General features: G+C 33.1%; 5 protein-coding genes. 1 reads left to right on the plus strand and 4 read right to left on the minus strand.

Annotation, left to right across the window (positions count from 1 at the left end; genetic code table 11):
* Positions 1–54 precede the first annotated feature (54 nt).
* Together Q0891_RS06325 and Q0891_RS06330 are read right to left on the minus strand one after the other, a co-directional pair.
* A complete protein-coding gene (locus Q0891_RS06325; RefSeq protein WP_299099872.1) occupies positions 55–4,425 on the minus strand; it encodes a fibronectin type III domain-containing protein in 4,371 nt (1,456 codons plus the stop codon).
* Positions 4,422–5,291, minus strand: coding sequence for a hypothetical protein (locus Q0891_RS06330; RefSeq protein ID WP_299099874.1), 870 nt, complete (start codon positions 5,289–5,291; stop codon positions 4,422–4,424). The genes Q0891_RS06325 and Q0891_RS06330 overlap by 4 nt, the downstream gene beginning before the upstream one ends.
* A gap of 520 nt (positions 5,292–5,811) precedes the next feature.
* On the opposite strand from Q0891_RS06330, the gene Q0891_RS06335 reads away from it, so the two are divergent.
* Positions 5,812–6,681 carry a winged helix-turn-helix domain-containing protein gene (locus tag Q0891_RS06335; protein ID WP_299099875.1) on the plus strand — a complete coding sequence of 290 codons (870 nt, stop codon included), beginning with the start codon at positions 5,812–5,814 and terminating at the stop codon, positions 6,679–6,681.
* Positions 6,682–6,685: 4 nt separating this feature from the next.
* Here the strand turns inward: Q0891_RS06335 and Q0891_RS06340 are convergent, their stop codons facing one another.
* Entirely contained in the window at positions 6,686–7,669 is a 984-nt protein-coding gene (locus Q0891_RS06340; RefSeq protein ID WP_299099877.1) for a type IX secretion system membrane protein PorP/SprF, read from the minus strand.
* A 27-nt stretch (positions 7,670–7,696) separates the two neighbouring features.
* Entirely contained in the window at positions 7,697–15,910 is an 8,214-nt protein-coding gene (locus tag Q0891_RS06345; protein ID WP_299099879.1) for a T9SS type B sorting domain-containing protein, read from the minus strand.
* Positions 15,911–15,917: the final 7 nt, after the last annotated feature.

Genomic DNA, 15,917 nt, shown 5'->3' on the forward strand with positions numbered 1-15,917 from the left:
AATATTAAAACAAAAACGCAAAATCATTAATTGATTATGCGTTTTTCTAATTCCTTATCTTATTACTAATTTTTGTATTCGTTTTGAACCAGAATCTGAATTTAACTCTAAAATGTAAATACCTGTAGTTAAATTATTAACACCAATACTCTGTTCAGATGATCTTGAATTTAAATTACCATTTAAAATTAACCTTCCATGTAAGTCATATAGATTATAACTAGTATCGGAATCTAATTGCCCTAAAATATCAATTGTATTGTTAGATGTATTAGTTATTATTTTTAATTCATTTATTAAAGATTGATTAATGCCAAGTGCCTGTGATTCAGTTCTTAAATAAAAACGTCCTGGTCCCGAAATATCAGTTTCCGCAATGAAGACATAATCACTAGTATTTAATAACGTAAATGTATTATTAGCTGTGTCTTCTAAATAAATATCAATACTATCTGGTAAATCAGTTTGTAGAATACTAATTGTAACCTCTTGTCCTTGAGAAGCACTTACACCTAAAGAAATAGAAATATCATTCATTGCTGTTTCACTTAGTGCTTGAATACCAAATGGTATTCCAGAATTATTTTCAACTAAATAAGAATAGATAGAAAAGTTTGGAGGTGTACTGCTGTATAAAGCAGCATCATAACCTGGATCTAAACTAGACGTAGCATTACTATTAAAGTAAAAATCTGTACTATAGCTTAAATCAGCTGCACTAGAGTTAAGTCTAATATATCCATAATGAGCATTTGTTCCTCTACCTGCAATAAAATCATCAGTTGAACCACTTGTACGCATTTCAGGAGTAAATGAAATGGTTCCTCCTCCTGATTTACTTTTCACAAAAAAGGCTTGTCCTGGCGCAATTAATTGACCAGTAGTTAAATTATTTAAAACTGTCCATCCGTTATGCGCGCTACCGTCATAACCATATATAGCTTGGTAAGAACCAACATCTAATTGAGTTTTATTTAGATTGAAAAATGTATCAAAATCTATATATGAAGGATAAGGGTTTCCAATTAAATTCCAATCGCTAGCACCACCAGAATTAATAATAACATCGACGTTTCCTGTTTGTACAATACCTTCAAATGTATACGTATCTCCATTAGTTGACCCTGTTCTGTAGCCAATTGCTGGATCTAAAGTGCTACTATCATCAGATGGTGAATAATTAATATAAGCATCTGTAGTTGTACTAAAAGGACCAAATAAAAAGGCTAAATTACCTCCTATATTTCCTGATAGAATATTTGAATTAGCAGCTCTAAAATCTCCAAAAGATTGGCCTGTTACAGGTGCGCTTATAAGATCATTGGCATTAGTACTAGTACCTGTTCCGGCCGCATTATTCACATGACGCTTATATTGAACATTACCAGTAGAAGTACCTTCAACAATTAAATTTGAATACTTTGTTGAAATAGATTCTAAGATTAAATCTCCATTGTTTATTAAGTCTCCTTTAACCGTTAAACTAGCACCTTCTTCTATAATAATACTTGCACCACTTAAAATTTCTAAGTCGTTAATTACAACATTTTCATCTACCGAAATAGTATACGTACCATCCGCTATAATTGTGTTTGTTGTTTCTGAATTAGAATCTGGTCCATCTGTATTAATCCATGACCCATTACAGTATAAGATTGAATTAGCAGGAAGACTTACACCGCAACTGTTACCAGGTGATAAATATTGAATTAGTGTTGCCTTTGGTGTTGTAGCACTATCATTGTTATTATTTGCAACACCACCTCTAGCTCTTAAATGTATGCTTACTAAGCTATTGGAGCCATCACTATAGACTTGAACACGTAACGCATCTGCTTCAATTGGATCAAAATTTGGTCCTCCCCATTCATAAATACCATCATCAATCCAACCACCTTGACCTTGATCTAGAATGGTCCATACTCCATCTTTTCTGTGACTAATTATCCACATAGAATCTGATTGATCTTGATTAGCATAAGAGCCTCCAAATGTAATATAATTCATATATTTTACATTAGGCCAGTTAACTTGCCATTTAAAACCATCATCAACTCCGGGAAGTCCAAGGTTTTCATTATAATTAACACCATATTCGTTATATGCTGTTACAGTTCTATAATCATCAATTACAGGATCGTATAGTATATCAGTTGGTACTCCACGTCCATTACTTATTGATCCATATACCGTAGCTTCTGATAGTAAGGCTAGGTTAGAATTATCATCGGGTACATTGTCAGGTATGCCATTTAAACTGCACTTGCTTGGAGCTTCAAAACCTCTTTCTTTATTGTAAGTACAAGCTTCATCTGTAAAATAGGCATTTATATCTACATCAATTCCATCCGCTGTTAATCCTATAAGCGTTACCGTCTGAGGACTTGAACCTATAGCAAATGTTTGACCATTTACTACCAAAGAGCCAGTACTTGGAGCAACATTATAATTAACTATTAAATCTTGAGAATATGTATCATTATTACTATCACATGTTGGCATTCCGCTAGGTGAAACGTCAAGAATAGGGCAGTTAGAATTATAATATACTATTAATTTTGGATGATCATTTACTGATCCATTTCTTGATTCAGCTACACGTTTTCCTGACCCGGAAATAACAAATGTTACCGAATTTCCCATTTGCCAGCCTGGTTGAGTTATGATCTCAGTTATAATGGATTGTAAATATGGAGAACGCTGTTTATAACTTTTTTCACTAATATTATCCCAAGTCTCTACATTATTCCAAGTCTCAGAATTGCTAGTTAGTGATCTTGAAGAAATATTATTTGTGGCTGTAGTAAAGCCGCTACTATCATCGGTTAATTCTCCATGAAATGTTAAATTGGTAACGTCAGTGCTAATCTCATCAGTTTGAAATTGAATATAAGCACGATGAATTGTTGCACCTTTAGGCACATTAAAATCTTTATATCGCAATCCTATAATTTGATCTGAACCACCGTCACTTACCAATTCTAAATCTGTACTAATAATATCTACAGCTCCTGTAGAAATAAATTCTTCTGCATCATCAGCTTTATTTACAATACTGTAAGTTTCATTAGTTGTAGTTGCCTGATCCACTCCAATACAGTTACAGTTACCATCTTCTTCATCATAAATAGTGGTAGGATCATTATCATCACAAACAACACCTCGAGGCGGACAACTAATATCTGGAGAATTAGATATGGTTACTACATCTCCTGTTGGAGGGTTAAAAACATTTAAATTTGCCGGTAATGTAAATGGATCCGTATTAGACACTGAGCCGACTGTACTTGGATTATCAACTTCAATCGTTCTTAATTCAATTTTAAATTCGTCAACGAATATGAGTTTAAATTGATTGAAACTACCAGAATTTCTAGTCCATGTTTTATCATCATCATTATCACGTATCGGTGCTCCCCAACATCCTTCTCCAGTATAAACGGTACCGTTTACTTGTTCCACTACAAAACCTTCATCATTGCCAGAATCTGCAGACGGAACTACTGGCCATGTGGTCTTTGCCATATGAGAATCACAATCTACTACTAAACGTACACCTTCATCATAAAATAATTGTGCCCAAGCATCGTATAAATAATTGTTTTCTGCCTTATTATCGGTATGAGGTCGCATCGGTTTATGATATTGCGCCATTTTCCATTTTAAACTAGTAGAGGCTGTACTTAAGTCATTCTCTAGCCAAGTTTTTTGATTTCCTAAAACAGAAATTTCTGAATTAAGTGTATACGCTTTAATAAGATCGTTACCAAAAGTTACTGAATAATAAGAATCTGCATTTGGTGTATCAAATAATTTATAAATTGTTTCAGAATCAGATTCGTGATTTCCTCTAGCTGGTACAATCGGAAACATACGTCCATCACTTGCAATAGTTAATTGCCAATCATCAAACCAGTTTTGCCATTGACCAGAACTGTTAGAGTCTGTCATATCACCACCAAAGAATACAGCATGAGGCTTTAATTTACTAACAAGTGTATTGGCATCTTGTCTTGGTGTTCTATTGTTTCTTGAATCACCACCCGCAATAAATGACAATCGACTTAAATCATTTGGAGCTGTTCTAAACCAAAAGCGTTGACTTGTACCGTCACTATCATTAATAACAAAATAATAATTAGTGTTTGCAGTTAAACCGGTTAAACGTACAAAACGATTATCCATACCTTTAAAAGATACAGTTCTATCTACAGCTTTAGAATTTGCATACAGTAAATGGTTTGTTCCATGATCTACTGTATCATAGTGTACTATCGGTGAAGTACCTGAAATTTGATTCCACCCAATAGTAATAGTCGTAGAAGGATCATCCATAATCATTATACGATATTTATCATTGTTTGCAAAACCTAAGGAAATACTCAGCAAGAGTATTAAGCAAGTTAAAAGTAAATTATTTTTCATGCTATGCGAATTTTAGGGGTTGTGATAGTCCTTTTATTTTCTAACAAAAGAACTATTAAGGGAAGTATTCCATGTGCCAATCTATATATTGTTAAATAGCTTGAACCATGTAATGTTTGTGAAACAAAATTTATATTAAAACCAGAAGCTAATCTGGCGAATGCTGTAGCAAAACCCCAAATAATCATATACCAAAGTGCATACTTTGATACTTTTGGAACAAATGCTAACACTGCACATAAAACGTCTAAAAACCCTACTACAAATAAAAATTGTGAGGCTTGTGTTTCATTAGTGCCAAGAATCATAATAGTCATATCAATGAAATGGCCAGGACGATAAGGAAAGCCCATTGCTAGCATGCCATGAGGAATGAATGTTAGCGCTATCGCTATTTTTAGACCTCGAATTAAGTTTTTATTATTAGGATTCACGTTAATGTTTTTCCATAATAAAAATGGAGCTGTTAATTGAATACTCATTTCAAACAGTTGAAGAATATCATAATTTTTATCCTTAACCATGCAAATACCCAGAATAAATAATAATATTAATCCCAAGCCCATTACAAAAAGCTTTATTTTAATCCATTTTATTTGATTCCAAAACAAACTGAATATAGCTGCGAGAAAGAAAACAATACTGTTGAATCTTGTAAACCCGTCAATCCAACTGTTTACTATTGAACTCGTCGCATAATCAAACCACTTGTAATTAAAAACACCTTCTACAATAGGCGTTAGTAAACTTTCATCCCATAAAAATGCGCGATAAGGACCACCAAAAAAATACAATTGATATGCTCTACCTAAAAAAACGGTAAATGCACAAATCTTTATAAGCGATATTAATTTTATCTTATTCATTTAGAGCGCTTAAAATTAACTATTCTGATAGTAATAGAATTTAATAATCGATTAATAGACTAAATATCCTTTAAACTGAATAGGTATACGACTTTAAGCATTATTTTTAGGTGTAATTTTAGGGTAATATTGTAATTTTCGTACAATATATTTGAGACACAAAAAATTACTAAGTCACATTTAGATATACGAATTTTAATAATATTTGTTGAAATGCTTATATATACGATAAAAGTGATACTGTGGTTTTGTAGTGTTTACACAAATGAGGTCTTGGAATTAATGTAAATTCTCATTAATGAGAATAAATCAGTTAGGAGAACTATAGTTTTAAAAAAAAAATGACACACAATTTAAAATGCTTCATTATAGGTAGATATGAAATATTAATTAATGTAATTATTTCAATATATTTTTTAACGTTCATTAAATATTAGTAACTCTAAAAATGTAAAAAAACTGTGAAATAAATGTCAAACTAGTTTATTTCTCGAAGAATTATTGGTTCTTTACTGTAATTATGAAATTAATAAAACGTTTTTTCTTTTATAAAATAATCGTAGTAATAGGAATCTTAAGTCTTATATGTTGCTCATCGGATCAAAACACAGAATTAAATGAAATTACCAAAATTGCCATTCGAGATATTGGTAACAAAGTTTTATTAGAAAACAAAGATTCTACATCCTTAGTTTTACCTGTAATTCCCTTAAATTCTCATAAATATCAGTTATCGTTTAATGATCCATTGTCTATTGAACCAAGCACCTTAACCAAAATTATTGAAGAAAGTTTACAAAAAGCAGATTTATCAAATCAATATAGAGTAGAGGTAAAAGACTGCAAAACTGAAATAGTATCATATAGTTTTCAAGTTAATGATGAAAAGGAAAGGACAATTATTCCTTGTTTAGGTCGCAATTTACCTAAAGCTTGTTATATTATTCAACTCCAATTTATCGATGTTGAAAACACTACTAAATTCAGTTATAGTAATAGTGGAATAATTTTGATATTAGGCTTAGTCCTTGTTTGTATTCTGTATTTTGGTGTTAAAAAATATATTAGTAATGACAAGCATAATAATGAGACAAGTGAAAAATTAGGAATTTTCTACTTTTATCCTGAACAAAATAAATTAGTTAAAGAGCGCGAGGAAATAGCATTATCTAAAAAAGAATGCGAATTACTTGCACTATTAGTGGCCAACCCGAATCAAATCATTAAAAGAGATGAGCTTACTAAGCGTGTTTGGGAGGATAACGGTGTATTTGTTGGCAGAAGCCTTGATACATACATCTCCAAACTACGAAAAAAATTAAAAGCGGATAGCACTATAAGGATAACTAATATCCATGGTGTAGGTTATAAATTAGAAACAGATATATAATACACTATCTATAATAACTCTTACTCGTTCCTTTTGTACATGCACAATTACTAGCACCTTGAAATAAATCTAGTCCAATAGTGATCATATGTGTACCAGTATTGTAACCAGATAAATCATTAAATGTGAATTGATATGCATAACCAAAATAGAATTTGTTAAATGTTATTCCTGCCATAGGTCCTAAATTGAGCGGTTGAAAAAACTGATCATTTAGAAAGCGATATGACGCACCTAACCAATAGTAATCGCCTTTTCTGTTAAATTTTCGGTATTTAAAATTGAGATCTGTACTAGATCTTTTATCGCTATCAAAGAATTGAAAAAATACAGAAGGTTCATACTCCACATCTTTGTTGTTTTTTGTCTTTAAAACTAAACCAGAATATAACTGATAATTTAATAATCGACTAGGTTCTAAACCAACATAAGGATCAGTATCTTTCTTCATGAAATTGTTGGCATTAAAACTTAAATAAAATGCTTTCCAACGGTAAAGAAAACCTGCATCAAAGTTATTATTAGAGACTGATCTATCATCTGTAATACTAGGATCTAATATTGGAATATCATAAGTTGTATTAAAATTTTCAATATCAATTCTAAAGCTATTGATGTTATACGATAACCCAAAGGATAAATATTGTTTTGACTTATAATCTAAAATTAAATGATGGGCGAAAGAGAATTTAACACCTTTTTGCCTAGTGTTTCCATTTTTATCAGTGTATGCAGAGATACCTATACCTGTAGTATTTGCAATTCTAAAATCTGCATAAATTGATTGGTTATCTGGTGCGTTTTTAATTCCAACCCATTGTGTTAGTCCATTTGCTCTAATTTTTAAATTATCGCCTATACCTGCATAGGTGGGTGAAATAACAAAATTGTTTTCAGATAAATACTGTGTAAATACAGGTAAATTTAATTCTTGACCATAGCCTTGAGCAAAGATCAAAAAGAGAAAATATAGTGTGATTTTTTTCATAATGCTTTCTTTTAATGTTCTTTACTATTATCTATATAAGGTAAAATGTCCTACAAATTCTTTATCATGAGATGAGTCGTTTGTTTTAACTACAAACCAGTAATCACCTGTTGGTAATTCTCTACCATTATAACGTCCATCCCACACTTCTCCGACATGATATTCAGCTATTTTACGACCGTAGCGATCAAAAATATCAAAGGTTAGATTTGGATAATTTTCTGTACAACCAGGAGCCCAAGTGTCAAATTCACCATCACCATCTGGAGTAAACCAATTTGGAATACAGATATCTTCAAATTCTAATACAATTTGTGCTTTGGCAAAACAACCTGTGCTGTCCGTTACAGTAACTTCATAAATTCCAGATTCCGTGATAATGAATGAATTTTCAGTTCCATAATCTTCGCCATTCATAGTAAATTCATATCCACCTTCACCACCAGATGCATTAGCAATGAACTGATTTAACTCACCTTCAACTAAGGTTAAAGTAATAGGAGTAGTAGCTTCAATATCAAAGAATTCCGTAGTTTGTATACAACCGTTAGAATGTCTAACATCTATATAATGATCTGTTCCTACAGGTACATTAGTAAACTTTTCACTTTGTTGGTATGGTCCACCATTTAAAGAATAATCTAATTGTGTCAGATCAACAATTGAGTCATCTACTGTTACGGTAACAATATTACCTTGCGTATTATCTTCACATATATTTTCAATAATTACCTCTGGTAGAATACTTACAGAAGGAGGGAACGTAATATTCCACTCAGATTCACAACCTTCAGCATCTCTTACATAGACAATGTGATCACCACCTTCAAGATCTGTAAAATCGAATTCATTCTGTGAAATACTTCCTAATGTATAAGGTCCGTCATAGTTATCGAGACTTACGCTGTAAGGTAATGTTCCGCCAGAAATTGAAATACTGAACTCGCCATCTTCGTCTCCAGAACATACTTCTGGAAAAAATGAATCCGCTACGATATTTAAAATAACAGGATTTGGTTCTGAGATTGAAAAACTAAAGTTTATATAACAACCTAATTCATCTTGAACAATTAATTCATAATCACCTGGAGATAGATTGTCAATAGAAGTCGTCTCAAAAAACTGATTTAATTGAGGCGATATAGCAAATTTAACAACACCAGTGCCACCAGTTGCTGTAATTTCAACTGATCCATTGTTATTTCCTGCACACGAAACATTGTTAACATCAATAGTCGCATCTAATGGTGCATCTGGTTCAGTAATAGATATTGGTGCTGAAGTAGCTACACAATCACCACTTTCAACAAATACAATATAATTCCCTGCATAAAGCTCAGTAAAATAACCAGGACTATTTTGAGTTGCTGTTAATGGGTTACCTGACGAATCTTGTAATGTGTATGTGTAATTTCCTAGTCCTCCTAAAGCTGTTGCCGAAATAGTTCCATTATTATCACCAGCACAATTAATAGTTGGGTTTGTAGATTCTAAAGTAACCGTAAGAGTAGGTAATGGGTCTACTGTAATTTCATTTGAAACATTTGTAACACAACCATTCGCATCTTGCACATAATATGAATAAGTACCATCTGGAACAGAGAATGTTGTCGACGAAGCGAAAGTTCCTAGAATTGGACTAAAAGAAGGGTTTGCACTATATGAATATATACCTGTTCCGCCTGTTGCACTTAATGTTAAAGTCGATTCTGTTAAACATGATTGAGTAGTAGTTCTTACTAAACTTGCTTCAACAGGAGTCGGTTCATTGATAACAATATCAATGGAAGTTAATTCACAATCATATCCATCTGTAATTCTTACAAAATAGGTACCTGGACCTAAGTTTTCAAACACATTAGATGTTTGTGGGCCAGATGTACTTGCTGTTGGTAATACTGTATTAAGCGTATAAGAATAGTTAGATCCTTGTCCTCCTGATACATTAGTAATACTAATGCTCGCATCTTGATCTCCAAAACAAGACAATATTGCTGTACTTGGTGTAAACGTTGCAGTAATTGGCGTTGGTGTTTCTAAAGTAATAGATTCAGATACAATACAACCTCCAGAATCTCTTACATTAACAATATAAGAACCAGCCGAAAGATCTGTAAATGAATTATTTGAAGAATAGGCAATAGTAGCATCTCCTGTTAATTCATATTCTAAATCTCCCCAACCACCTGTTGCAGTAGCCGTTATAGTACCTTCGTTATTGTTACACGTAACATCTGATGTTTCAGAAACACCTAAAGTTAAAGGTGCTGTTGGTGATGTTATTATTACATCATTTTCTGCAGAACAGAATGGAAATTCTGTTTCAGTAATTATCACTGTAAAGATTCCTGCTTCCATACCAGAAACAGTTTCTGGATTAACTGAAGTATTAGCGTTTACAACACCTGTTACCGATGTGTTTGAATCATCAAGTACTTCATACGTATAAGAACCTGTATAGTTTTCTATGTTTATTTCAAATGATCCAGCATTGTCGCCAAAACAAACAACAGATGTTGGTTCTAAAGTAAAAACAGGAAGAATGGCTTCTGCTAATGTAACAGAAACTTCTTCTGTACAAGAGGTAACCGTATCAGTTATTGTTATAGTATATGTGCCAGATGGTACACCAGAAAATATGTTTCCTGTTAAAGCAATAGAAGCTGTATTTGGTGCTATACTATAAGCATAAGAACCTGAACCTCCATTACCAGTAATAGTGATTTCTCCATCATCATTAGCACAAGTGGGTAATGCTGTTACTTCTGGAGTTAATGTAATTGGAGAAACAATATTTAAATTCACAGTATTACCACAACCGTTGACATCTTTTATTGAAATAGAGTGAGCACCAGAATATAGGTTGGTAAGTGTGAATGGGAATGTTTGAGTTTGAAATGCACCTCCATTAATACTTACAGTGTAAGGTGGCATACCAACAGTATCTAAAGTAACTTCTATTTCATATTCACCTTCGGCTACTGTACATTGATTTGTATTTACTGCAGAAATAACAGGAGTAGGATCTATATTCAATATTTGAACTGGGCTCGTCACAATACAGTTATTAGCATCGATAGTATGTACGTAATAACTACCAGCATCTTGGTTAAAAGTACTAGTAGAATTCCAACCAGAATCTGAAGCTAAAGGTGCTGAAGCAGATGTTGTAATCTGGTATTTATATGGCGATGTTCCGTTTGATGCAATTGCGCTTATTATACCAGAGTTAGCGTTACAATTTGCATTGTTGTCTATAGAAACAGCTAATTCTAATGCAAAAGCAGATTCAGTAATATTAAAAGGAGCAGTTACTATTCCACAACCTGAATTTGGACCAGAAGTTTCACTTATCGAAACAAAATAATTACCAAAAGGTAATGGTCCAAGATTCGTAACATCAAGCGATCCATTTGCAGGAATAGTTCCTGTGCCAGTAATTCCAGTAGAATTCAATGACATTGAATCAAATATTTCATAATTAACATTTACGGCAGATCCATAAACACTGTTTACTGTGAAAGCAGCGTTACCATCTGCATTTCCAGTACACGTAATGTTATTAGAGCTAAAAGCAGACGTAGTTAAAGTAGAACTCGTAGGTATGGCAACTGTAGATGGCTCGTAATAGCTACAATTAGTCGATTGATCGAATACAATAAACGTATAAAGTACACCAGGCATTAAACCCGTAAACGTTGCCGATTGACTGCCAGGAGTATCCTCTGCTAACCATGTTCCTGTTGGATAAACAGTAGTAGGACCTTCATAAATACTAAAGAAAAAAGGACCAGAACTACTTAAAGAAGAACCAACGCTTACCTCAGCTTCGCCACCCGTTAAACAATCTACTGTAGATACAATGTTAATATCTAAATCTGTTGGAGGAGAGGCTACAAGTACATCTTGTACTAAGATAGAACATCCATTTGCATCGACTACATTAATTTGATATAAACCGAAATCTACAACATCAAAATTAACTGATGTAGAACCCGTATTATTTAATTCAGAATTAGAATAACCGTTTGTTCCTGTTACAAAATAATTATAAGGAGATGTTCCTCCAGAAACAGAATTTATTATCACAGATCCTTGAGATACACCACCAGTAGTACACGTAATATCGATGGCGTCATAATCTAAAACTATAGCATCTGGTTGATCTATTGTTATTGTTTCAGTAGCTGTACAAGATTTTGAATCCGTTACAGTTACTGTATATGTTCCTGCTGGTAAACTCGACGTTTGGGTACCGAAATCAGTTCCCGTTGTATCATTATTAACATTTACAGTGAAAGGCGCTGTTCCTACAGAAGTATCTATGGTAACTTCAATAGCACCATTAGTATCTCCATTACATAAAATAGGTTGTGTCTGAGCGACTAAGCTTAGTGCAGGCGTTGAAATAGGATCTACAGTTATTTCTGAAGATTCTGCAATACAACCATTAGCATCAGTAATTTGAAACTGGTAAGTCCCATTGTTAGCAGTAGCATAGGTAAAAGGTGTACCAGTTGATCCTAATGAAGAATATGCATCACCATTAAAAGAGACTGCATAAGTATAAGGCGCAGGACCAGTAATTGAACCTGTAATAACAGCATCACTAGATGTTGTACAATCTAAATCTTTGGTAAGAACGATATCTAGAGTTGGTACTGGTATTGGATCAATAGTATAAGTTTCTGAGTATACACAATCATTTTCATCTTTTACTTGAAATGTATAAGTTCCTGGTTCAAGATCAGAGAAACTAGTTGAAGTTTGATATGATGTTGCATTCGCAGATGGTGCTGTAATTTGATATTCTAGCGTTCCAATTCCTCCTGTAGAACCTGTAATTGAAACAGTAGATGTATTTGTAGGACATGTTACTGCTGAATTATCAAAAGTTAGATCTGTTGGAGGACTTAATTGATCAATTTCTATTTCGTTTGATGCAACTGAACAGCCACTATTATCTTTTATTATAACTGTATAAGTACCTTGAGATAAATCATCAAAAACATTATTTGTTTGAAAGTTAACACCATCTAAACTATACGTATATGGTGCATCACCTCCTGAAACATTAGATACTGTTATTGTTCCATTATCTAAACACGTTAAAGGAGTTGTAAGTTCTGCTGTTCCTGTAATTAAAGCTCCAGAATTAATATTAACGGTCTGTGGATCAGTAGTACAATCAGCAGTGCCAGTTGTATATTGTAAGATCACACTATAACTACCAGCTGTTAAACCAGTAAATGTATTAGAGTTTTGATAAGTAATACCACCATCAATACTATACAAAATACTATTTCCATTTGCGTTAGTAACGTTTACAGTAATAGCTCCAGAATTAGCTTCATCTGCACAAGTAATATCTGTTTTTGTAACATTAAATTCTGGTTCAGCAATAGCTTCTACATCAATAGTGACGTTAGTGCTACAATTGTTTGCATCAATAACTTCAACAGTATAAGTTCCTGCTGTTGATACAGTGATTTCTGGAGTCGACTGAAAATCTGTACTACCATTTACAAAATAGTAATATGGCGATGTTCCGCCAACAGGATAAACTGTAATAACACCATCTTCACAAGATAGAGGCGTAGTTAAAGCTACAGTAGCTGTTAATAGATCTGGTTCTGTTATAGTTATTTCTTCAGAAACAGTACAACCATTTTCAGATTCAATAGTTGCTGTATAAGTTCCTGTATTTAAATTTTGAAATGTATAGTTATTATCTACTATTGGTCCTACAGTATTTACTAAAGTAGCACCTTGATGTAGTGTAAATGTGTATTGTGGATCTACATCATTTGCCGCTAATTGAATACTTCCTTTGTCGCCATGACATAAAGGTTGTGTTACAGTTGTAGAAGCTGTGAATTCACGATCTCTTATGAGAACATCCGGAACTTCAAATACACAAGGGTTAGTTGTAGCTCCAATTTGTCTAATATAAACTGTATATATTCCAGCTGTATTAATTGGAAATACATTATTAGTTTGAAATGTTATACCATCTAAACTATACTCATATCCAGAAGGCACATTGTTTACTGTAATACTACCATCTGTAGTACAAATAATATCAGAGGCATCTACAGTTGGATTTAATAAGTTTTCATAGACGTTAAAATAAAATTGTACAAAACAACCACCTGGATAATTTATTGTTATTCTATATTGACCTGATGTGTCTGCAACAAAATCAGAACCATTGCCAACACTGTTCCAAGTACAAGCTGTATCTTCATTGGCGCAATCATTATTTGTAACTGCCGAACAACTTGTTTCATCTAACTTTTCCCAAATAATAGAAGTAGAGCTTGATATATTAGTTTGTATATGTCTTGAATCATTAGCACCACATAAAAATATGTTTGGTAGTTCTTTTCCATTATTAGGACAGGTTACAACTTCATCAGCGTATGGAATGACAGGGTTAGTCGTATTACTTCCAAATAATTCAACATTAAAACGTTGAATAATTGATTGACAAGGCGCAACTGCTGTATTATATGAATAATATGAACCTGATTCTGTAACCGTAATAGATTGTGATGTATCGATAACAGGTGTACCAGTAGGACTTGTAGACCACGCATATGAATCATATCCATTAGCCGCAGTTAATTCTACACTGTCTCCACATAATATCACACTTTCTTGAAAACCACAGTCTAAATCTGCCAAAAAGTTTGTGGCTTGTGGTGTAATTAAACAACCTGTATTAGAACTTAAACTAGGATCATCAGTTATAGTAAAATCTGGATTTATGGTTCCTTGATAAGAACAGAAAGCCTGATTTTGTATAATATTAGAACATGCTTCCAGTAATTCTGAACAAGAATCTACGACTTGCGCTTCAATTCTTATTTCTAATACTGGATCATTTTCTTCAACTATAGAATTATCTATATCAAATATTAATTCTCTTGTAACTGGGTTATAACTTGAAACAGTTACTCCAGCAGGTAATACTAAATCAGTAGGATGATTATAGACAATATTTACGGGTAAAATATCTCTAATTTGCATGTTAGTGGCATCATCATTTCCTGTATTTTGAAAACCAATTACATAGTTCACAGGAGACCCTAAACCTACAAGTTCGTCACCAATATTATTTCCTAAGTCATCTTCTACGATCTTTGTAAGTACAATGTTTGGTGCAATGATTTCGATTGCAAAGGCACTGAAGTAGTAATAGTATATATCTAAATTACTACCGAGAGTAATATTTGCTGAGGTAGCATTATTGGGTATTAATGTATTCCCTGGGTTCGGTATATTTACAATACCAGCATCAAACCCTAAGGTGTTTGAGCTATTCGGAATTCGATTAGTAAATAACTCAGAGGTATTTGTGATAGGATTAATATCTGAAACTGAACTATTAAAGAAATTATCTGCAGGTCTAATTACATCACCTGCGTTATTGGTAACACTAATTGTACTTCCATTTAATTGTAAGTAATCTCCAGTCCATTTTTTATCACCTTCAATTGTTGCGAATGCAAATTTTGCTCTTACTGGTCCTGTTGGAATGGTATTAAAACCACTTACCGGAAAAGTTTCGTTTATAACACTCGTAATTTTGGTAAAACCATCGAATGATGTAATATATTTACTTGGTAATAATGGATCTTCATATATAACGAATAAAGACCATCCTGCAGATAGTCCTTCACTATTGGGTTTAGACCCAACTCTTGTTGATATGTTTGCTACGCCATATGTTCCTTCTGGGTTTGGTAATGCTGTGAGCATTGAAGTTACATCATGGTAGTATGCGTAAGTGTTTGATTGATTGTCGTTTGGAGCGTTTTGATAGTATATTTCCGTCCCTGTAATGTCTACATAATCTCCCCCTGGAACTTTAAATTTTACATCAGAAATTGGTTCGTCGCCATCAACTACTGCACTCCAATATAAGCCTGCATACACGATTTGATAACAACTGTCATCACTAGGCACATCTAAATCTGCACTACTAGAGTTAAATGTTGTTGGATCACCATCTATATCTACATAGACTGCAGCATTTAAGGAATCGTTACTATTATCTCCGTTATATGGATTGGACACATGTAATCCCACATTACTGTTTCCAATTAATAACATATCTCCTTTTATTGCTTCATCGTACCTAGGAGAGAAGGGTACTAAGTTTTGAGAATATAATTGCTCTCCCAAAATTAACAATAGAGCAATTAGGACAATTCTAGAAAAAGTAGGTTTTTTCATGGTATTT

This window comes from uncultured Winogradskyella sp., from assembly GCF_947498005.1.
Lineage (GTDB): Bacteria > Bacteroidota > Bacteroidia > Flavobacteriales > Flavobacteriaceae > Winogradskyella.